At 38.6% G+C, this 20,596-nt stretch carries 18 protein-coding genes and 1 tRNA gene; 2 read left to right on the top strand and 17 right to left on the bottom strand.

What is annotated here, in order from left to right:
• Positions 1-1,016 (top strand): hypothetical protein (locus CXF64_RS16910; RefSeq protein WP_157823675.1); only part of this gene is annotated, 1,016 nt, incomplete at its 5' end.
• 94 nt (positions 1,017-1,110) lie between these two features.
• Here the strand turns inward: CXF64_RS16910 and CXF64_RS16905 are convergent.
• The 12 genes from CXF64_RS16905 to rppH form a co-directional block, all read right to left on the bottom strand.
• A tRNA-Arg gene (locus CXF64_RS16905) sits at positions 1,111-1,185 on the bottom strand.
• 72 nt (positions 1,186-1,257) lie between these two features.
• Positions 1,258-1,926, bottom strand: coding sequence for a FlgO family outer membrane protein (locus CXF64_RS16900; protein ID WP_024609029.1), 669 nt, complete (start codon positions 1,924-1,926; stop codon positions 1,258-1,260).
• 7 nt (positions 1,927-1,933) lie between these two features.
• Positions 1,934-2,626 (bottom strand): FlgO family outer membrane protein, encoded by a 693-nt coding sequence (locus tag CXF64_RS16895; RefSeq protein WP_007583141.1) that lies wholly within the window; start codon positions 2,624-2,626, stop codon positions 1,934-1,936.
• 13 nt (positions 2,627-2,639) lie between these two features.
• Positions 2,640-3,233, bottom strand: a complete 594-nt coding sequence (locus tag CXF64_RS16890) for a FlgO family outer membrane protein (protein ID WP_007583140.1) — start codon at positions 3,231-3,233, stop codon at positions 2,640-2,642.
• 48 nt (positions 3,234-3,281) lie between these two features.
• Positions 3,282-3,872, bottom strand: a complete 591-nt coding sequence (locus tag CXF64_RS16885) for an SPOR domain-containing protein (RefSeq protein WP_101217580.1) — start codon at positions 3,870-3,872, stop codon at positions 3,282-3,284.
• Between the two features lie 112 nt (positions 3,873-3,984).
• Entirely contained in the window at positions 3,985-4,668 is a 684-nt protein-coding gene (locus CXF64_RS16880; RefSeq protein WP_024589988.1) for an SPOR domain-containing protein, read from the bottom strand.
• A gap of 342 nt (positions 4,669-5,010) precedes the next feature.
• Complete coding sequence (gene galU / locus CXF64_RS16875; RefSeq protein ID WP_007583126.1) at positions 5,011-5,889, bottom strand: UTP--glucose-1-phosphate uridylyltransferase GalU; 879 nt, start codon at positions 5,887-5,889, stop codon at positions 5,011-5,013.
• Positions 5,890-5,912: 23 nt separating this feature from the next.
• Positions 5,913-6,764 carry a thymidylate synthase gene (locus CXF64_RS16870; RefSeq protein WP_101217579.1) on the bottom strand — a complete coding sequence of 284 codons (852 nt, stop codon included), beginning with the start codon at positions 6,762-6,764 and terminating at the stop codon, positions 5,913-5,915.
• 10 nt (positions 6,765-6,774) lie between these two features.
• Positions 6,775-7,578 carry a prolipoprotein diacylglyceryl transferase gene (lgt, locus tag CXF64_RS16865; RefSeq protein ID WP_007583122.1) on the bottom strand — a complete coding sequence of 268 codons (804 nt, stop codon included), beginning with the start codon at positions 7,576-7,578 and terminating at the stop codon, positions 6,775-6,777.
• Between the two features lie 13 nt (positions 7,579-7,591).
• Entirely contained in the window at positions 7,592-8,401 is an 810-nt protein-coding gene (locus tag CXF64_RS16860; RefSeq protein WP_024589991.1) for a sulfite exporter TauE/SafE family protein, read from the bottom strand.
• A gap of 90 nt (positions 8,402-8,491) precedes the next feature.
• Complete coding sequence (ptsP, locus tag CXF64_RS16855; protein WP_101217578.1) at positions 8,492-10,756, bottom strand: phosphoenolpyruvate--protein phosphotransferase; 2,265 nt, start codon at positions 10,754-10,756, stop codon at positions 8,492-8,494.
• A gap of 229 nt (positions 10,757-10,985) precedes the next feature.
• On the bottom strand, positions 10,986-11,504 hold the full coding sequence (gene rppH, locus CXF64_RS16850; protein ID WP_002958704.1) for an RNA pyrophosphohydrolase: 519 nt from the start codon (positions 11,502-11,504) through the stop codon (positions 10,986-10,988).
• A gap of 683 nt (positions 11,505-12,187) precedes the next feature.
• On the opposite strand from rppH, the gene mutH reads away from it, so the two are divergent.
• On the top strand, positions 12,188-12,859 hold the full coding sequence (gene mutH, locus CXF64_RS16845; RefSeq protein WP_101217577.1) for a DNA mismatch repair endonuclease MutH: 672 nt from the start codon (positions 12,188-12,190) through the stop codon (positions 12,857-12,859).
• 190 nt (positions 12,860-13,049) lie between these two features.
• Here mutH and eno read toward each other — a convergent pair whose 3' ends face one another.
• The 5 genes from eno to rlmD form a co-directional block, all read right to left on the bottom strand.
• Positions 13,050-14,348 carry a phosphopyruvate hydratase gene (eno, locus tag CXF64_RS16840; protein WP_024589994.1) on the bottom strand — a complete coding sequence of 433 codons (1,299 nt, stop codon included), beginning with the start codon at positions 14,346-14,348 and terminating at the stop codon, positions 13,050-13,052.
• A 112-nt stretch (positions 14,349-14,460) separates the two neighbouring features.
• Positions 14,461-16,095, bottom strand: a complete 1,635-nt coding sequence (locus CXF64_RS16835) for a CTP synthase (RefSeq protein WP_101217576.1) — start codon at positions 16,093-16,095, stop codon at positions 14,461-14,463.
• Positions 16,096-16,257: 162 nt separating this feature from the next.
• Positions 16,258-17,055 carry a nucleoside triphosphate pyrophosphohydrolase gene (gene mazG, locus CXF64_RS16830; protein WP_101217575.1) on the bottom strand — a complete coding sequence of 266 codons (798 nt, stop codon included), beginning with the start codon at positions 17,053-17,055 and terminating at the stop codon, positions 16,258-16,260.
• Between the two features lie 2 nt (positions 17,056-17,057).
• Entirely contained in the window at positions 17,058-19,214 is a 2,157-nt protein-coding gene (relA, locus tag CXF64_RS16825; RefSeq protein ID WP_007583109.1) for a GTP diphosphokinase, read from the bottom strand.
• An 8-nt stretch (positions 19,215-19,222) separates the two neighbouring features.
• The gene (gene rlmD, locus CXF64_RS16820) at positions 19,223-20,548 is read right to left on the bottom strand and encodes a 23S rRNA (uracil(1939)-C(5))-methyltransferase RlmD (RefSeq protein ID WP_101164293.1); all 1,326 of its coding nucleotides are present in this window, start codon (positions 20,546-20,548) and stop codon (positions 19,223-19,225) included.
• Between the last annotated feature and the right edge of the window lie 48 nt (positions 20,549-20,596).

Here is a 20,596-nt window from a genome sequence, read left to right as displayed (position 1 = left end):
ATCTAATAGAGAAAAACTACAAAAGCTGTAGTGAATTAGATTTAAAATCAGTGCTTAAATTCGATGAAATTATAAAGTGGATAAATTTTTTAACTCAAGCCTCTGATATAGATAAAGAAACAGCTGACGGATTGATCCTATACTTTTTCATAAAAGGTGAAGATGATAAATTTGCTAAGCCTTTAGAGATAAAAATAAACAATCTTCAGAAGCTAGTTAACCTAGAAGATATTTCTCCTATTGATGATATTTCGATGCTTATTTCTAAGGATGATCATGGTAATTTACACCATCAGGATAGGCAATCATTTTTTAAATTGGCACTTGTAGATACACTACGAAAAGTTATTACTAGCGACACTAACGATGATTTGAAACCTCGCATACTATTTGAAAATTTAGATAAAATTAAAAACTCTTACTATGAACATTATGAAGTCTTCATACATAACTTTGCTATTGGTGAATTTCAACTACAAGTGGAAGAAAAAGGCTTTGAATATGCGGAGAAGGTAAGCTCTGTCTTAAATGATATACAAATAAGACTATACGCTATACCTATTGTTTTAGTTAGTTTAGGTGCATTAGCAAAAGTTGATGACATCTATAGTTATACTTTTGTGATTAGCGGGGTACTAATTACTGGTCTTTTCAATAGTTGGATGATAAACGACCAAATCCTGAGGTTAGAACAAATAGAAAAAAGTAGTGAATTTGCCTTTAATCGCCTTAAAGATGAATGCGAAGAAAAGCTTGAGACTCAACCGGTACTTAATAATTTAACAGATATTGTTAATAATATAGGAAATAGGATAGCAGACCGAAATACGAAGATTCGCTATTATAAAATTTTATGTTGGTTACCAACCTTGATTGCGACTGTGCTATTACTTTTAAAAGAAAGAGCAGCAATTTCTAACTTTTTTAATTTAGACTTCATAAATACCCCTGTATCACTCGATGATTTCCTCTGTGTATTCTCATCTCTATCGAAGGTAGTGTATTTTTTTCTCTAATAAGCTTATAACTCAAATAGCTTTCACGGTGCTACATATGTGCTACACAGAAATTAAATAGAGTGGAAGTTAAAATATAACTCATTGATTTAATTGGTAGCCCCTGCAAGAATCGAACTTGCAACTGCCCCTTAGGAGGGGGCCGTTATATCCATTTAACTAAGAGGCCACAAATAAGCTGTGTGCTTAGGAGTGTGAATTATAACGGCATCTGGTTTTTTATATCAAGCGACAACTGAACTTAATTGCTTGATAAGTATATATCTTCTTTATTTAGTACATAAATTGGGATTAGTTTTCGACTACTCGCGACGATTTTTTTTGTATGCGCGTTAATTACACGTGTATTTACAACAACAGCATCACTGCGATAAATTAATGTACCCGCTAATACATGGCTCGCCATTTGATCTTCACTAAGCTTTTCAATATCGCGCGAAAAAGCAAAATCACCACGACTATTTACATCTATTGTTTGAGTGGTTTTAAAATCAACCACGCCATAACCAAACTTTTGTAACTGATGAATTAACGTTTCAGAAATTTGATTACCTAATTGATTACTTTTAGTAAGCGATGAATCAAGATCGACCAAGGTAGTAACGGCAATATTAATATTGGCGTTGGTATCACTTTCAAACTCAAGCGTATCAACCAAATCAAGTGCCATTTGCTCTACATAGTTAGCAAGTGTTTTATGGTGCTGAAGTGGTGTAAATTGATTGCCGTTAGCATCATCTTGAGTTGATTTTTGCTCGGCTGTTTTAAGCATGCTTGCTAAGTCATAATTTACTTGTGTGGTTGAAGATGCATTCATTTCAGCACTTTCATTATTTTGAGTAAAGGCACAACCAGTTAAATTAGCTAAAGCAAAAAAAACGATAAAGCGGTTAAATAATTTACTATACATAATTATCTCACTTGCTTGCTTGTTTTAACATTATGCCATCAGTGCGATAGCTACTATTAAGCGCATCAACAACTGACTGTGGAATAAACCCTTGTGCAGAACCTACCACGGCCTTACTTTCTAGCCCAACAATACGTGCATTAACAAGTACACCACCTTGATGGTTTACAAGCGTACCGGCTAGTACATATTTAAAGTTTTGATCTTGATTTAGCTCTAAATAGTCGCGACTAAATACAAAGTCGCCTGTTGAGGTAACACGCATATAATCAGTTGTTTTAAAATCAATAACGGGTACACCAAAGCTGTGTAATTCATGCATGAAGCTTTCTGCAATTTGGTTTCCTAGTAAGCTACCATCGTTGTAGTCTTCATCTAAAAAAATAAAACTCGAAACAGCTAACGGTGTTTGTTCACTTACGTACTGTAAGTTTTCAACCATGTCTTGCATTATGCCGCGCACATAATGGTTAATATTTTTGCGCATTGGCGGTGTTGCTTTTGTGTAGTTATCTTGTGGAGCCATTCCTGACTGAAATAAGTTATCGTCAGAAACAGGCGCTGCAACGTCGCGTTGGTTACTCACCAGTTGGTTGCTTTGCTCACTTTGTGGTGTTGTGGTGTCTGTATTCATTGTGCCTAGTATTTGAGAGCAACCAAAGCCCAGTGGTAAGCATAATGTAATTAATAGGTTTTTCATTTTGTGCTCCAAATTAGTATTCGCTTCGGTATAAAAGTCCGTCACGCTGCTGAATTTTCTCATTGCCCCACATTACATTAATTGGGATCTCGGTACTTCCCGCAGAGAGCACCTGTTTATTTTCTATATTCACAAGCCGTGCATTAACTATGTATGCATGCTGCTGGCGAGTCACTGTTCCTGTGATAACTAAGTCAATATTTTGGCGATTACGTAATTTACTTAAATCGCGACTTAAAATACTGTCTGAGTTTTCTGATAAAGAGAGGTTATTCCCAAGTCTGTACTCAACGGTGTGATAACCCAGTTGAGTAAATTGTGTAAGCAGACTTTCTTGGATCTGCTGACTTAAGCCTGAGGCTTGCCCTGTCACTAATTTTGTATCTAGTGCATCTGCATAAAAGAAGCTACTAACGCCAACACGTGCATTAGCATTTAATGCTCCGTTTAGGTGGTTAAGTTGCGACGTTAAATTAACTACATAGTCATTAACCGTAAAAGGAGCCATGGCTGCTTTAGGTGCATCTGTAGGCACACTTGGTTCTGGCGGTGGCACCAAGTTACAAGCAGCTAAATTTAAAAATAATAAAGGCAGTAAAAGGCGCATAATTGCCATCCTCTTCAAAACATACTGAGGATGAAGCAATTTGTATGCCTATATCGTACTTCTGTAAGGTTGTTGAACATAATAGCTAACAAAACATGCTACTTGTTGCTTTATAAGAGCTAAACAATCATTTTTCGCATCCGCTGAATTGCTATAAGCACCTAACTTCAATCGATAAAAAGTTGTGTTATTAACACTTACGGTTTCTACATTTATCTCAGTGGATAAGATGATATTTTGTGGTATTTTTTTTTGGAATTCGCTGAGCTTCTTTTGCAATGCATTTTTATTTTTAAAAGCGGCAATTTGCAAAGCAAACAATGCCGGGTCGGTTTTTAATATACTTTCGTTATTAACTACATCATTTACACGAGTATTTAGAACATCAGACTCATTTAGTTGTTTTAGGTTAGTAGCAAGCTGCGTTAATTTATTTTCTAACTTGAGTAGCTGCTCTACTTTTGGTTGAGAGCTTTCCCATTGTGCCGCAGAGCTTTTGAGCTGCTCCAAATCAGACTTTTCAATAAGAATCGGTTGCGGGGTTGCTTGAGCCATTTTAACTTGTTGAGATGAGTTACATGCAGATAAAACAAGTACACCCATTAGCATCATGCATTCTAAGCTCCGTTTTAAAAGCATTTTCCTTCCCTGAAATGACGTTGTTTTATGGGGTCATATACCCCCTAAACGCATTTAATTATGAAGAGTGTATTTTATGGATAAACAGATTTTAAGCAAGTTTCTATTTTAACTACAGCTTTACTGGCTTATCAGTGTAGTTACTTACTATGCAATCGAGTTTGTACAGTTTGAATACGTCACAGTCTGCTTTTGCATTTTTAAAGTTTTGGTAAGAGCCAAGTTTCAGCCTGTAAAACATTTTGTCGTTTATTTTGGCGGTTTCTACGTTAGTCAATATTTTGTCTCTAAACAACGGCGCTGCTTTAGCATTTAGCTCTTGCCATGCTTTAGCCACACCTTGCTCTGAGTCAACCGAAGCTACTTGCAAAGCAAATACATGTTTAGGTGTATTTAATTTTACAGTTTGTTTTTTATCACTGTAGTTTTGTTTAGCTTGTTGGCGTGACTTAACATTACGTGTGTTTCGTGGTGAACGTACAGACTTACTGCTGTACCCTTGATTAGACTGCGCAATAGCTTTGCTGTTTATAATATCAATATGATTTACGAGGTAAGTTATTTCTTTTTCTAATCTTAAAATTCGCTCTATGCCTTCACGAGCTTGTTGCCACTGCATTGCGGCATCTTTTAGCTGAGCAAGTTCAAGGGCTGTAATTGATACGTAGTCAGGCGAGTTACTTTGAGGTTGTTCATCAATGGTTTTTATTTCAGGCGAGACGCTGCATGCTGTACCAAATAAAAGCATTAGCAAGCTAAGTAAAAGCCCAATGTTATTTTTTTTATATATAAACATGTATTAGTTGTCCTGAAAGCAGTGTTTTTACACTACATTTCAGTTAAACATTCTCACAAGAAAGCGTTTAACTTTATTTAAGCTGTGAGCCATAAAACTAGCTCTTCGCATGCTTGTCAGTGTTTCGTAAAACACAACGTTGCATACTCCATCCCTTCCTTGAGAGCATTATTTAATACAAATTCAATGCCAATTAACACAAACTTTACAACATAAATAACAATATGTCTGTAATGACTTAAAAACTTTTATTTTAGAGCTATTCCTTTTCTAATTTTGATCCTGATAAAACTCATAAAAAAAGGCGCCGATATAGGCGCCTTTCATGTTTTACGTTAACTGTTAAATCAATTTTTTAATAAATGATTTTAATTCATCGGCAAATTCATCGCGACGAAGTGCAAATTCAATCGTTGCTTTTAAGTAACCAATTTTACTTCCACAATCGTGGCTACGGCCTTTTATAGCGTATGCATCTACTTTTTCGTGTTCCATTAACATCGCAATTGCGTCAGTTAATTGAATTTCGTCGCCTGCACCTTGCGGAGTTTTTGCAAGTAACGGCCAGATATTTTCGCTTAATACGTATCGACCCACTACAGCTAAGTTTGATGGAGCTTCATCTACTGGCGGCTTTTCTACCATATTAAGAATTGGCGAGCTTTCACCTTGCTTTAAGTCAACATCACCTAAATCAACCACACCAAACTGGTTCACTTGTGCCATTGGTACTGGTTCTACCATAATTTGGCTGTGCTTAGTTTTCTCAAAATTAGCGATCATTTCTGCTAAGTTATCTTTTTTAAGATCGCTCTCTACATCATCAATAATTACATCTGGTAAAATAACTACAAACGGTTCGTTACCAATAATAGGCGCTGCACAACTAATAGCATGGCCTAAGCCTTTTGCTTCACCTTGGCGTACGTGAATAATGGTTACGTCTTTAGGGCAGATTGCTTGCACTTCGGCAAGTAGTTGCCGCTTAACACGCTTTTCTAAAGTAGCTTCTAGTTCAAAACTTGTATCGAAGTGATTTTCGATTGAATTTTTACTTGAGTGCGTTACTAACACTATTTCTTTAATTCCTGCAGCAACGGCTTCGTTTACTACATATTGAATTAAAGGACGGTCTACCACTGGAAGCATTTCTTTAGGAATTGCTTTAGTGGCTGGTAACATACGAGTACCAAGGCCCGCTACTGGGATCACTGCTTTCATTTTATGTTTTCCTTAATCTTTTATTATACTGAAAATGGATATTGAATCGCTTCATGGCATTGATAGCCTATTACTTCAAAGTCGTCTCGTGTTACCCACGTTTCTATGTCTTCTAATGATTTAATTTTTGGATTAATTTTTAACTGAGGTGATTCAAATGGCTCACGCGTTAACTGCACGTCTCGCATCAGTTCAAGTTGGTTTTCGTAAATATGTGCATTAGCAATTTTATGATACGCCTTACCCGCTTTGTGGCCGGTAATTTGAGCCACTAACGCAAGCAACACAAAACACTGAATTTGATTGAAATTAAGGCCGAGCGGTACATCACAGCTTCGCTGGTATGACGTTAAATATAGCGTATCGCCAAGTAGCGAAAAAGTGTGCGTATGCATACACGGCCGCAAACAACCAAGCTCAAACTCACCTGGATTATAAAACGTGATTATTTCACCACGGTCATCAATGCCATTTTTTAAGTTATTAATAACTTTGGAAAGCTGATCAAGCGTTGAGCCATCTGGACGTTGCCAACCACGGCCTTGTACGCCATAAACACGGCCCATATCGTCCTCGCCTTTACGGTGAGGATTATTAAGCCATGCATTGTTATCATTTGCGTTAGCATCCCACGTTTTACAGCCAATCTCACGAAACTGCTCAGCGCTGTCGTAACCACGTAAATATCCTAGTAACTCAGCAATCGCTGCTTTGTAGTAACTTTTGCGCGTCGTGATCATCGGAAACTTATTATTAGCCACATCGTATTCTAAATCGGCATTAATAACGGTTAAACAACGCGTACCTGTACGTTTGTTTTCGACCCACTGACCTTCGTCAACAATACGCTGACATAATTTTAAATATTGTTTCATGCTTTTCTTATTATGCCTTAGCTGTTTTAACGTGTTGTGGTTGCTTATATGCCCAAATTAATAAACCTAAACCACCCACTATCATAGGAAGTGAAAGTATTTGTCCCATTGAAATAAAGTCGGCAAATAAACCGAGTTGTGCATCGGGTTGGCGGAAATATTCAATACAGAATCTAAACACGCCGTAACCTAATAAAAATACACCGGCTACGCTGCCTGCTGGACGTGGTTTTTTAATAAACCATTGCAGGATTAAAAACAGCACTAAGCCTTCAAAAAATGCTTCGTATAATTGCGATGGGTGGCGCGCAAGCGGACCGCCCGTTGGAAATACCATTGCCCATGGCACGTCGGTAACTCGGCCCCATAACTCACCGTTTATAAAGTTACCAATACGCCCTGCTAAAAGCCCTACAGGAACTAGTGGTGCAACAAAGTCGCCTACTTGAAGCAGTGACTTTTTACGCGTCCACGAAAAAATTGCGACGGCGGTTATAACGCCAAGTGTTCCACCATGGAACGACATACCGCCCTGATCTATCCTAAATAAATACAGTGGGTTTTCTATAAAATAACTAAACTGGTAAAACAATACGTAGCCAATACGCCCACCTAGTATTACCCCTAACATGCCGTAAAACAGTAAATCGCTTACTTGGTCTTTAGTCCAACCCGAATTTGGCTTTGACGCTTGACGATTAGCAAACCACATCGCAAATGCAAAACCTATTAAGTACATTAAGCCATACCAACGTACGCTTAGCGGTCCAACAGAAAAAATAATTGGATCAATTTGAGGAAACTCAAGTGCCATAAAAAATAAACCTTTAGCTAAAAACCATTTTAATTGCGATAACTACAAGCAGCACCGCGAAAACTTTCTTAATTGTATTAACAGGTAAATAGTGAGTTGCTTTGGCGCCAATGGGCGCAACAAACCACGAGGTAATAACAATCCCGAATAATGCAGGTAAATAAACAAACCCGGCAAAACCATGCTCTAAATCGGTAACATGCCAGCCTGCGCTGATGTAACCAATAGAGCCAAATAATGCAATAACAATTCCGCACGCTGCCGCGCAGCCAATTGCTTTTTTTATATCAACCGAAAAATAATTAAGCATCGGTACTATTAAAGCTCCGCCGCCAATCCCTATTAAACCTGATAACCCGCCCATTATTGCAGAAACGCCCCCTAAAATAGGACCTGCCGGCAACGGTTTTTCTGACATCGGTTTATTACGCGCCGAGAGCACCATTCTTGCTGCAATAAATACAACACTTATAGCAAACACTGTACGTAATATTTGTTCAGGGATTAAACTTGCTGCAAAGCCACTAATTAGTGCACCTAAAGCCACACCCGACATAACCCACGGGGCGATTGCCCAAGGCACGTTATCATTTTTATGATGAGCCAGCGCTGAAGACGTTGAAGTAAATAAAATAGAAGCGAGTGAGGTTGCAATAGCAATTACTAATACATGATCAGCCGACGTTACATTAAATGAGAGTAGCAGAGTGCTTAGTACTGGAACGATAATTAAACCACCGCCAATGCCTAGTAACCCAGCTAAAAACCCAACAATACAGCCTAGTAGTGCGCAGCTTGCGACTAACAAACCTAAGTCATACATAGTAATCTCAAATACCCTTTTAAGGTTTATATATTAAAGGATTATAAAACTAATAGCATCTGTGTATTGCAATTAATTAGGTGTACAAGCTTATTTGGGGGTGTAAAACAAATCACCTAATTTATGCTCTAGCATAAAGCTTCGCGTTAAACGTAGTACTTGTTTGGCTGTGGATTGCGCTAAACATTCACTTAATAGTTGTTCCATGTCACTGACATTTAAACGCCTAAGTACCCACTTCACTTTATTAAGCGATGATAAGTTCATACTAAGGCGTCTGTAACCCATGGCAATAAGCAAAATAGCCCCTTCAGGATCGCCGCCTAGTTCACCACACAAACTAAATGGCAGTTCATATTGCTCACATTCGTGCGCCACTTTATTTAGTACTCTTAGTACACCTGGGTGATAAGGGTTAAAAAGTTCGGCTACACGTGCGTTAGCCCTGTCTACTGCTAATAAATACTGTGTTAAATCGTTACTACCTACTGAGCAAAAATCGACTTTTTTTGACCACTCAGGAAGCATAAATACACTTGAAGGTACTTCTAGCATTATACCTATGTCGGGTCTTTCTATGGTTTGCTCTGGGTATTTTTCACTTAACTCAAAATAAGCCTGTTCAAATAACGCAAGTGACTCATCAACTTCTTCAGTGCCACTGATCATAGGGAGCATTATTTTTAAATTACCCAAACCAATATTTGCTTTAAGCATCGCTTTTAGTTGATCTAAAAATAACTCTGGATGATCAAGGCTAATACGAATCCCACGCCAACCTAAAAATGGGTTTTCTTCGGTAATATTAAAGTAATCAAGTACCTTATCGCCCCCAATATCCAATGTACGCATAACCACAGGATTAGGATGATAGCTAGTTAGTACTTCTCGGTACCAATTTTCTTGCTCTGATTGCGAAGGAAACTGACCCTTTTGCATAAACCACGCTTCGGTTCGATAAAGCCCCACACCGTCACAAATATGAGCGCTACTTTGCTCAGTATTAAGCTCAAGGCCTGCGTTTAATAATAAGCTAACATGTTCACCGTCAAGCGTAATTGATTCTGAGTCTTGCTCAGCTAAAAAGCGGTTATTAAGTAGGTTATCTTGATGCTGTAACTCTGTGTATTCGTCCATCAGCATTTGTGAAGGCGATATATATAAACGCCCAGCAAATGCATCTAAAATCATCGATTTGCCATTAAACTGCAGTAGAGGTAAATCTTCTATACCCCAAATAGCAGGAATGCCCATCGCACGCGTTAATATAGAAGCATGGCTATTTGCAGAGCCATTTACGCTTACAACGCCTGTTAAGTGACCTTTTGGCACTTCAGCAAGCATGGCGGGTGTTAAGGTATTAGCAATTAAAATAGTGTTGGCCGGATAATTTTTAACAGCGTGCTCGGTATTTACAAGGTGGTGTAATACGCGAAGACCAATGTCTTTAACGTCAACAGCACGCTCTTTTATATAAGGGTCTTGCATGGCATTAAATTGAGATATTAAACGCTCTATTACAATTTTTAGGGCGCTTTTAGCACACCAGCCTTCTTGTAATTGCATTTCAACATTATGCCCTAAACTTTTAGCGTCAAGCAGTTGTTGATACACATCAAATACCGCAAGAGCTTCGTGCGGAATAGAATCGCTTAGCGTCATAGATAGGGTATTAAATTCTTTGCGCGTTGCAGCTACAGCTTGAGTAAATAAACGACGCTGCTCAGTGACGTCACTGTCTTTTAAAAGCTCAATAGATTTAAAATCAAGTTTTGGTAATACAACAAATGCTTGTCCTATACCTATTCCTGGCGCGCTCGATACACCTTTTAAAACAGACGTTTGATGAGATGATTCATCTTGGCGTAGTATTTCTTTAATTTCAGCATGCGCTAACTGTGAAGCAAGTTGAGCAGAAAGCGTTATTAAAAACGACTCTTCGTCTTGGCTAAATACACGTGCCATTTTTTGTTGGACAACAATAACGCCCAGTACTTTTTTTTGATGAACAACGGGTACAGATAAAAAAGCGTTGTAGCCTTCTTCGTTTACTTCGGGGGAGAGCTTAAAACGAGGATGCGATTTAGCAAATGCAATATTAATAGGTTCTTCGCGTTGCGCTACTAGGCCAACTAAACCTTCGGTAAAACCAATTCTAAACTTACCTACCGCATCGGGGTTTAGCCCTTCGGTTGCCATAAGTACAAAGTTGTCTTGGCTGTAATCTGCAAAATAAATGGAGCAGCACTGGGTTTTCATGGCATCTTTAACCATTTGCACAAAGCACACTAATGCGCTGTCTAAATTCGCTTGTCGCGATACAGACTCCGCAATAGATCTCAGTGTAGCCAGCATGTCCTGCTCCTTTATTTTATACTTAACCTGAACTCTGGTTAAGAGATTTACTAACATATTGAATCATGGTGATATTTAACTTTATTTTCTCTAGCCAGAGATTTTCAGTGAAAACAAGGCGAACTTACGCGTCAATAGCTGGCCTATTGCAAGTAAATTCAACGTAGTTAGCGCTGAAAATAGCTGCTCGAGATAGATTTATTATCCAGAGTTCAGGTTACCTAGTTAACTACCTTTTACTTCGCCAATGATCTTTATGTTGTTCTCTCTTATTAAAAGGCATGGCGAAAGGAGCAAACTCTTTCATTACACGTCGATAAACATCCCGTTTAAACGATACAACCTGTCTTACAGGATACCAATAACTTACCCAGCGCCAATCATCAAATTCAGGATGATGGGTTTTAAGTAAATTTACATCTTCGTCTTTACAGCGTAATTTTAGTAAAAACCATTTTTGTTTTTGCCCAATACACACCGGACTAGAGTCTCGGCGGATTAATCGTTTGGGTAATTTATAGCGTAACCAATGTTTTGAGCTTGCGACTATTTCTACATCTTCTGGTCGCAACCCTACTTCTTCGTGTAATTCACGGTACATGGTTTGTTCTGCAGTTTCGCCATCATCAACACCACCTTGGGGAAATTGCCAAGAGTGTTGACCATAACGTCTGGCCCAAAAAACCTGTCCCTGATTATTGCAAATCACAATTCCGACATTGGCACGAAAACCTTCGGCATCAATCACCTTAGTGCCTCATTTGTAAGTCGATTTTTAATGATTGTTCCACATTAGCCGCAATACGGCAAATACTATTATACCCAACCCGATTAGTAAGCTAAGTTTGAGCTTTTAGTACATTGATAAATTATGGAGAGTGGGTAAATATTTGGAAAATAACTTAACAAGGCTATTGCGGTTCTTGTTTTCCTCTAGTTACTCACAGTTTGTGCATAACTTTTGTAAAACACGCTCATTTTGCAAACAAATCCACAATATTAGATCTAAAAACTTGGCTTCTCCACAGATTCTGTGGATAAACATGTTCATATAGTTGTATTTATCCTTACAACTTTTAAATTGCTTAATCAAAACTGAATGTACAACATTAAAAAAACCAACTGAGTCAGTAACTTAAAGTAAAGCAGCTTAATTTCAATATGTTCAAAATTAACCCAAACAACAAGCGAGCAAAAAACACACAACTCTAGTGATATCCACGGCTTAGCCTATTTGCTATCATGGCTATGATATTTATACAACCGAAATTAAGAATACTAATTACGCTGAATTGATATTTATAATCGCAATAAAAAGTAGCTCAATAACAAAAAACTATCATATGCAGTTTCTCCGCATAAGTAATTTCAACGTAGTTAGTGAGTTGTTAAACCTCTATAATATTCATATTTTAATAAAATTGGCATGACATGCGACCTACAAAACCACACTCAATAAACGATTTAATGCAACGCGTTAATAATATTGCCGGATTAACCCTAGGGCAGCTTGCTAACAAGTATAATTTTAAAACGCCAGATGATTTACTGCGCGAAAAAGGTTGGACTGGTCAGTTAATTGAATATGTACTAGGTGCTACTGCGGGCTCAAAACCACTTCCGGATTTTGAAGATTTAGGAATTGAGCTAAAAACACTCCCTATTTCCTATAAAGGTAGGCCACTGGAAACTACGTTTGTATCGGTTACACCTTTAATGAACGTTACAGGAATGACTTGGCATACCAGCTCTGTACGTAAAAAACTAAATCATGTTTTATGGCTGCCAATTTTAAGCGAACGTGATATTGCCCCGTTTGATAGAACCATCGGCAGCGGCTTTTTGTGGCAACCCACGCCTGAACAAGACGCTTTATTACAGCGCGACTGGGAAGAGCAAATGGAGCTAATTGCACTAGGTAGAGTTGACGAAATATCAGGCCATTTAGGCGATGCGATGCAAATACGCCCTAAAGCTGCTCATAGTAAAATAGTGACTGATGCTATTGGTCCAAATGGGCAAATAATTAAAACCCTACCCCGTGGCTTTTACTTAAAAACCAGTTTTACAGGTGATATTTTAAAGCAGCAGTTTCAGCTTTAACTGTGTTATAAAATATTAATTGTTGAGCCATTTTGTGGGTACCCTCTTTTCGCACTGCGTGCGCGCGTCAGCAAGCTTAACGCTACAACTTATTCTCATCTCTTTGAAAAAGTATCAGGCATAAAAAATCCCCGCTTATGCGAGGATTTTATCATCTAAAATTAAAAATTAGATTCTATATAAAATAGAATTACTGACCTTTAACTTCTTTAAGACCGTTGTACGGTGCTTTATCACCTAATTGCTCTTCAATACGTAGCAATTGGTTGTACTTTGCAACACGGTCAGAACGGCTCAATGAACCTGTTTTAATTTGACCTGCAGCAGTACCAACCGCTAAATCAGCAATTGTTGAATCTTCAGTTTCACCAGAACGGTGAGAAATAACAACAGTAAAACCAGCGTCTTTAGCCATTTTTATTGCAGCTAAAGTTTCAGTTAAAGAACCGATTTGGTTAAACTTAATTAAGATTGAGTTAGCAATACCGTTGTCGATACCACGTTTTAAAATCTTAGTATTTGTTACAAATAAATCATCACCTACTAATTGGATTTTATCACCCATTAGTTTAGTTTGATGTGCAAATCCATCCCAATCAGACTCATCAAGACCATCTTCAATAGAAACGATTGGGTACTGATTAGTAAGATCTTGTAAGAAGAAGTTAAATTCTTCAGAAGTGAATTTTTTGCCTTCACCCTTAAGGTCGTAGATATTTGCTTCTTTGTCGTAGAACTCAGATGCAGCACAATCCATCGCTAAAGTAATATCTTTACCTAGCTCGTAACCTGCATTTGCAACAGCTACTTTAATTGCAGCAAGAGCCGCTTCGTTAGATGCAAGGTTTGGTGCAAAACCACCTTCATCGCCAACCGCTGTTGAATGACCATCAGCTTTAAGTACTTTAGCAAGGCTATGGAATACTTCAGCACCCATACGTAGGCCTTCGCGGAAGTTTTTAGCGCCAACAGGTTGGATCATGAATTCTTGAATATCTACAGAGTTATCTGCATGTTCACCACCATTGATGATGTTCATCATTGGAAGTGGCATAGAGTAAACACCTGGCGTGCCGTTTAAGTCAGCGATATGTTCATAAAGCTCAACTTTTTTAGACTGTGCAGCTGCTTTCGCAGTTGCTAGTGATACAGCTAAGATTGCGTTTGCACCTAATTTTTCTTTATTTTCGGTACCGTCTAAATCTAGCATCACTTTATCTACAGCGCTTTGATCTAATGCACTTTGGCCTTTTAAAGCATCAGCAATTTCGTTATTGATATAACCAACTGCTTTTAATACACCTTTACCTAAGTAACGTGATTTATCACCGTCGCGTAACTCTAATGCTTCACGAGTACCAGTAGATGCGCCTGAAGGTGCTGCTGCACGACCCCAAGAGCCATCTGCTAAATGTACGTCTGCTTCAACAGTTGGGTTACCACGCGAGTCCATAATTTCGCGACCGATTACTTTTACGATTTCTGACATCTTGATTCCTCTATATTCCCAAAATGGTGAGTTCAGCTAACTTTACTACGTTTTATATAGCTTAGTCAGCCCTTAAAACAAAAAAGCCGTGCAATATGCACGGCTTTTAAAATTACGAATTCGCTTTTTGGTGGATATGCGCGGCTGCTACAAACCCTTCAAATAACGGATGACCATCACGTGGAGTTGACGTGAATTCCGGGTGGAACTGCGCGGCAATAAACCATGGGTGATCTTTATTTTCGATAATTTCTACCAGTTTTTTATCTTCTGATAAACCAGTAAAGCTTAAGCCTGCTTTTTCAAGTATTTCTACAAAGTTATTATTTACTTCGTAGCGATGACGATGGCGTTCAACTATTTCGTCGCTGCCATATACTTCGCGTACTTTAGAACCTGGTGTTAAATGACATTTTTGTGCGCCTAAACGCATAGTGCCACCTAAATCAGATTTTTCGCTACGTGTTTCAACATTACCTTCAGCATCTAGCCATTCAGTAATTAAGCCAACTACTGGCGCTTCTGAATTTGCATTAAACTCTGTAGAGTTTGCATCCGTTAAACCTGCAACATTACGTGCATATTCAATTAATGCTACTTGCATACCTAAACAAATACCTAGGTATGGTACTTTATTTTCACGTGCGTATTTAGCCGCTAAGATTTTACCCTCAACACCACGTCCGCCAAATCCACCCGGTACTAAAATAGCATCTAAGTGTGAAAGTAATTCAACACCTTTGCTTTCTAAATCTTGTGAATCTACGTACTGGATATTAATTGTTAAACGGTTTTTAAGGCCCGCATGCTTTAATGCTTCGTTAACCGATTTGTACGCATCTGGTAATTCAGTGTATTTACCAACCATACCAATTGTCACTTCACCCGTTGGGTTAGACTCTTGATAAAGTACTTGTTCCCACTCAGCTAAATCAGCTTCTGGTGGATCTAAGTGAAAACGACGACATACGAAGTTATCTAATTCTTGCGTTTTTAATAGCGCTGGAATTTTATAAATGCTGTCTACGTCAGGTAATGAAATAACCGCTTTTTCTTCTACGTTTGTGAATAATGAGATTTTTGCACGCTCATTATTAGGTAGTTTACGGTCTGAACGACAAATAAGAATATCTGGCTGAATACCTACTGAGCGTAACTCTTTAACAGAGTGCTGAGTTGGTTTTGTTTTAACTTCACCGGCAGGGCCTAAAAATGGCACTAACGTTAAGTGAATAAATAGCGCGCGTTCGCGGCCAATTTCAGTTCCCATCTGACGAATTGCTTCAATAAACGGTTGTGATTCTATATCACCTACAGTGCCGCCAATTTCTACAATAGCAATATCATAACCTTCAGCACCGTCGTATACACGTTGCTTAATATCGTTAGTGATATGTGGAATAACCTGAATAGTAGCGCCTAGGTATTCACCACGGCGCTCACGACGTAATACGTCTTCATATACACGGCCTTGTGTGAAGTTATTACGACTAGTCATTTTGGTACGAATAAAACGCTCGTAGTGACCTAAATCAAGGTCAGTTTCTGCGCCGTCTTCTGTAACGTAAACTTCACCGTGTTGAATTGGGCTCATTGTGCCTGGGTCAACGTTGATGTAAGGATCCAGCTTTAAAATGGTAACATTTAAACCACGGGCTTCTAAAATAGCGGCCAGTGAAGCTGCGGCAATACCTTTACCCAACGAAGAAACAACTCCGCCAGTAACGAAGATAAATTTTGTACTCATGCGAACCCTAGAATATCAGGAATTAAAAGGAATATAACACCCAAAGAAGAGCCTAAGGGTATATCATCAAGACGGGGCGAAATTGTACCAAAACACTGCTTATCAATCCAGCTAAAATTAGCTAATACGCGCACAAAAAATGTGCACTATTTAACATTAAGCCTATTTTACTTTTTTAATCGCATCCCACGCACTATCCATCTCTTCAAAGGTTGCTGTATCTAAGCTTTTACCTTGCGCATGCAAATAGGCATTTACCTTTTCAAAACGCGCTGAAAACTTATCATTAGCGCTACGAAGCAGTTGTTCGGGATCTCGTTTAACATGGCGTACAACATTAACAGTGGCAAAAAGTAAGTCGCCGAGCTCTTCCGCTGTATGATCAGATAACGGGTCTTGCTCAATCGCTTCTTTTACTTCAAGCACTTCTTCGCTCACTTTATCAAGTGCACCATGATACGTTGGCCAATCAAAACCAAGTGCGGCAACCCGTTGTTGAATTTTTTTGGCTTTACTTAAACTTGGCATATTGGCAGGAATATCTTGCCAAAAAGAAGGTGATTCTGTTTGCGCTCTAGCACTGCGTTCTTGTGCTTTGATTGTTTGCCACTGCTGCGATAGCTGCTTATCTGTTAGCTCTTTTTTTTCACCAAACACATGCGGGTGACGACGGGTAAGCTTATCATTTAATTGCTCTACTACATCATTAAAATCAAATAGATTTTGCTCTTGTGCAAGCTGCGCATAAAAAATAATTTGAAATAACAAATCCCCCAATTCACCTTTAAGCTCATCTAAGTTGCCTGACTCAATACAGTCGGCAACTTCGTATGCTTCTTCTAGTGTATGCGGCACAATAGATTTAAAATCTTGTTTGAGATCCCACGGGCAACCGCCCTTGGGATCTCGCAGTGTTTTCATTATGCTAAGAAGTTGTGTAAGCGCTGCATTATCATTCATGATTAATGACCACGCTTGGCATCGTGTACACCTTCAATTTGGTGTAACTTAGAAAGAACACGGTTAGTACCCGATAAGTCATGTACTTCTATTTGCATCGTAAATATAGCTAACTGATTATCTTCAACCGTATTTACGTTCATGTTTAAAACATTTACTTTTTCGTTAGCAAGTACTGAGCTTATATCGCGTATTAGCCCTGAACGATCGGTTGCTTCTATTTTAATACTTAGTGCGTACGAGCCGTTGATATCTTCAGACCAACTTACCGAAATAACACGCTCTGGATGCTGATTTTTTAAGTTATTAAACGAATCACAGTCTTCCTTATGAACACCTATTCCTCGACCTTGCGTTATATAACCTATTATCTCATCGCCAGGTACAGGACGACAGCATTTGGCTACATGGCTCATTAAGCTACCAACGCCATCAACCACTATGCCGTTTTTGTCACCGGTTACTTTGCTAGGCGCTTTAATACGAATAACCGGTTCATCTTCTGTCCGATCACTTACAAAGTTAAGCATTTGATTGAGGCGTACATCGCCCGCACCAATTGCAACCATTAAGTCATCAAGTTCTTTAAAGTTAAAACGCTTAATGGCTGGCTCTAAATCTTTGTATGTTAAATTAAGCTTTTGTAATTCACTGTCGAGAATTTCTTTACCCGCACTTAAGTTTTTGTCGCGATCGAGCTGTTTAAACCAGTGATGAATTTTAGCTCTAGCGCGCGATGACTTAATGTATCCTAATGACGGGTTTAACCAATCACGACTTGGATTTGGTTGTTTTTGGGTCAGTATTTCTACCTGATCCCCAGTTGTTAGTTGATGCGTGAACGGCACTATTTTGCCGAATATTTTTGCACCAATACAACGATGTCCTACATTTGAGTGAATGTAGTAAGCAAAATCAAGCGGTGTAGCGCCAAGTGGTAAATCGATAATATCGCCACTTGGGGTAAATATGTATACGCGGTCTTCTACTACTTGGTTTTTAAGCTCTTCTGCTAAATCGCCACCATCGACTACTTCTTCTTGCCATTGGAGTAACTTACGTAGCCAGCTAATTTTTTGCTCATAACCCGAGCCGCGCCCTGGTAATGCACCTTCTTTGTACATCCAGTGTGCAGCCACACCCAACTCAGCATCTTGATGCATATCGCTGGTACGAATTTGTATTTCTACTGTTTTACCTTCAGGCCCAAATACCACGGTATGAATTGACTGATAGCCGTTTTGCTTTGGGGTTGCTACATAGTCGTCAAACTCTTTATTAAGATGACGCCAATTGGTGTGCACAATACCCAGTGCTCCATAACAATCTTGCAGGCGTTCAACAACGATACGCATTGCCCGAATATCAAAAAGCTGATCAAACTCGTAGTTTTTTTGCTGCATTTTTTTATAAATGCTGTAAATGTGCTTGGGGCGGCCATAAACTTGGGCCTCTATGCCCGCTTCACTTAAACGGTTTTTTACTTGCTCAACCATATCTTCCATATAGGCTTCGCGCGTAAGACGTTTATCGTCAAGTTGTTTGGCTATGCTTTTATAGGTGCCTGGGTGCAAATATCTAAACGATAAATCTTCCAGTTCCCACTTTAATTGCCCTATTCCTAATCTGTTTGCCAATGGCGCAAAAATATCAGCCGTTTCTTTAGCGGCAATGACGCGGTCTTCTTCATCCGCATTTTTTACATTACGTAAATGACATACCTGCTCGGCAAGCTTAATGACCACGGCGCGCACATCTTCAACCATGGTTAATAACATTTTTCGAATATTATCAACTTGCATAGTTCCTTTACCTTGATGCGATAAAGTACTAATAGTGGCCATTTGTGCAACCCCAGTTAACAGCATGGCTATATTACTACCAAGCTGCTCTTCTATGGTTTCTAGTGATATTAAATCGTTTAAAAAATACGGGGTTAAATACGCAGTAGCTAACGATTCGGGGTCGAGATTTAGCTCAGCTAAAATTTCAACCATTTCGATTGCAGTAGTTTGCCTGCTTTCATTATCACATTTTACGCAGAGCGCTTGCGCTTTAGTAAGTAGCTCTGTTTTTTCTTCAGACAAGGCAAGAAATGAAAGCCGAGTGCTAAAATCTGTTGTCTCATCTTGTTGATGTGATTGTCGTGTAGCTACCATAATGCGTTCTACCTCCGTTGAAATAACGCCATAGTTTCAATATGCCCTGTATGAGGAAACATATTCATTAGCCCAATTTTATTAAGATCAAAGCCAGCTTGTGAAATAATTGCGCTGTCACGGGCTAAAGTAACAGGGTCACAAGAGACATATAAAATAGTTTTAAACTGCTTTAAAGATAATTGCTCTAATACAGCCATTGCACCAGTCCTAGAAGGATCGAGTACAAGCACATCTAAGTTTTTACTAAACCATGTGGCGCTCTGTATGCTTTGCGTTAAATCAAAGCAATGAAACTGCGCATTGGTAATAGAGTTAGTTTGCGCATTTTGAGCAGCCATTGCAACCGCTGAAGTCACACCTTCTACGCCAATTACAGATTTTGCTTGTTTTGCCAGCACTAATGAGAAATTACCAATGCCACAAAATAAATCCAATAAATTTTCATCACCTTTTAAATCAAGCCAATTTGCAGCTTGCTTTAACATAGCTTCGTTAACTTGCGAATTTACCTGAATAAAATTACCTAAACCAAATTCAAATTTTAGATCAAACTCTTTAAGGTAATAAAACGGCATGGCTAAGTGTGAATGCGCAATTACATCGCTCTCGCTTTGCCATACAACTTCAAACTGTTGGCTTTTTGTTATGTGCTCAACCAAAGCCTTTGTATCATCGTTAATTGCTTTAGTGTGACGAATAACAACAAAGTTTTTCTCATCACTTTGGCATAACTGTAAATGGCTTATACTGTGCAGCGCTTTGTGTTGATTAATTAAACCATCAAAAAGTGTAAAAACATCCGCAAATACTTCATCAAGTACTGCACATTTATTAATACTCACAATATTTTTTGAACCACTTGCTCTATAACCCACACGCATTTTTTTAGCTGCTTTATCAAACATAACGGCTATGCGGGCGCTGCGCCTGTAATGCACAGACTTACTTAATAATGGAGCTTGCCAGTTTAAGGTATTTAATTTAGCAAACTTACTAAATAGCTGAGTAACTGCAGTTTGTTTTTCTACAACTTGTTGGCTTACTTCTAAATGCTGTAATTGGCAGCCACCACACTGATTATAGTGCTCACAAAAAGCGTCTACTCTTGATTCACTCGCTTTAATAACTTTAATTACTTTTGCACTGCTGTATTTAGCTTTATCTTCGACGAGCATTGCTTTAACTGTTTCATTTGGTAATGCACCGCTTACAAAACATACTTTATTATTATGCTTCGCAATGCCACGCCCTTGATGATCCATTCCCGTTATATTTAATTCTAATGTTTGTTGCTTAAGCGGTTTCTTTTTCGCTTTAAAAATTTGCGCCATTAGGCATTACCTTCAGTTTATTTATGAAGCACCTATATTTAGATGCTT

It is taken from the genome of Pseudoalteromonas sp. GutCa3, from assembly GCF_002836155.1.
GTDB lineage: Bacteria > Pseudomonadota > Gammaproteobacteria > Enterobacterales > Alteromonadaceae > Pseudoalteromonas > Pseudoalteromonas arctica.
The sequence above is the reverse complement of the archived record's forward strand: the minus strand, read 5'-3'. Positions and strand labels throughout refer to the sequence as shown.

Bases quoted from the DNA above. Each gene is read 5' to 3' on its own strand.
- CXF64_RS16900 (WP_024609029.1), bottom strand. From the start codon at position 1,926: ATGTATAGTAAATTATTTAACCGCTTTATCGTTTTTTTTGCTTTAGCT.
- mutH (WP_101217577.1), top strand. From the start codon at position 12,188: ATGCGACCTACAAAACCACACTCAATAAACGATTTAATGCAACGCGTT.
- CXF64_RS16880 (WP_024589988.1), bottom strand. From the start codon at position 4,668: ATGTTTATATATAAAAAAAATAACATTGGGCTTTTACTTAGCTTGCTA.
- CXF64_RS16885 (WP_101217580.1), bottom strand. From the start codon at position 3,872: ATGCTTTTAAAACGGAGCTTAGAATGCATGATGCTAATGGGTGTACTT.
- mazG (WP_101217575.1), bottom strand. From the start codon at position 17,055: ATGAATGATAATGCAGCGCTTACACAACTTCTTAGCATAATGAAAACA.
- CXF64_RS16890 (WP_007583140.1), bottom strand. From the start codon at position 3,233: ATGCGCCTTTTACTGCCTTTATTATTTTTAAATTTAGCTGCTTGTAAC.
- CXF64_RS16860 (WP_024589991.1), bottom strand. From the start codon at position 8,401: ATGTATGACTTAGGTTTGTTAGTCGCAAGCTGCGCACTACTAGGCTGT.
- galU (WP_007583126.1), bottom strand. From the start codon at position 5,889: ATGAAAGCAGTGATCCCAGTAGCGGGCCTTGGTACTCGTATGTTACCA.
- CXF64_RS16895 (WP_007583141.1), bottom strand. From the start codon at position 2,626: ATGAAAAACCTATTAATTACATTATGCTTACCACTGGGCTTTGGTTGC.
- ptsP (WP_101217578.1), bottom strand. From the start codon at position 10,756: ATGCTGGCTACACTGAGATCTATTGCGGAGTCTGTATCGCGACAAGCG.
- rlmD (WP_101164293.1), bottom strand. From the start codon at position 20,548: ATGGCGCAAATTTTTAAAGCGAAAAAGAAACCGCTTAAGCAACAAACA.
- eno (WP_024589994.1), bottom strand. From the start codon at position 14,348: ATGTCAGAAATCGTAAAAGTAATCGGTCGCGAAATTATGGACTCGCGT.
- CXF64_RS16870 (WP_101217579.1), bottom strand. From the start codon at position 6,764: ATGAAACAATATTTAAAATTATGTCAGCGTATTGTTGACGAAGGTCAG.
- CXF64_RS16835 (WP_101217576.1), bottom strand. From the start codon at position 16,095: ATGAGTACAAAATTTATCTTCGTTACTGGCGGAGTTGTTTCTTCGTTG.
- relA (WP_007583109.1), bottom strand. From the start codon at position 19,214: ATGGTAGCTACACGACAATCACATCAACAAGATGAGACAACAGATTTT.
- lgt (WP_007583122.1), bottom strand. From the start codon at position 7,578: ATGGCACTTGAGTTTCCTCAAATTGATCCAATTATTTTTTCTGTTGGA.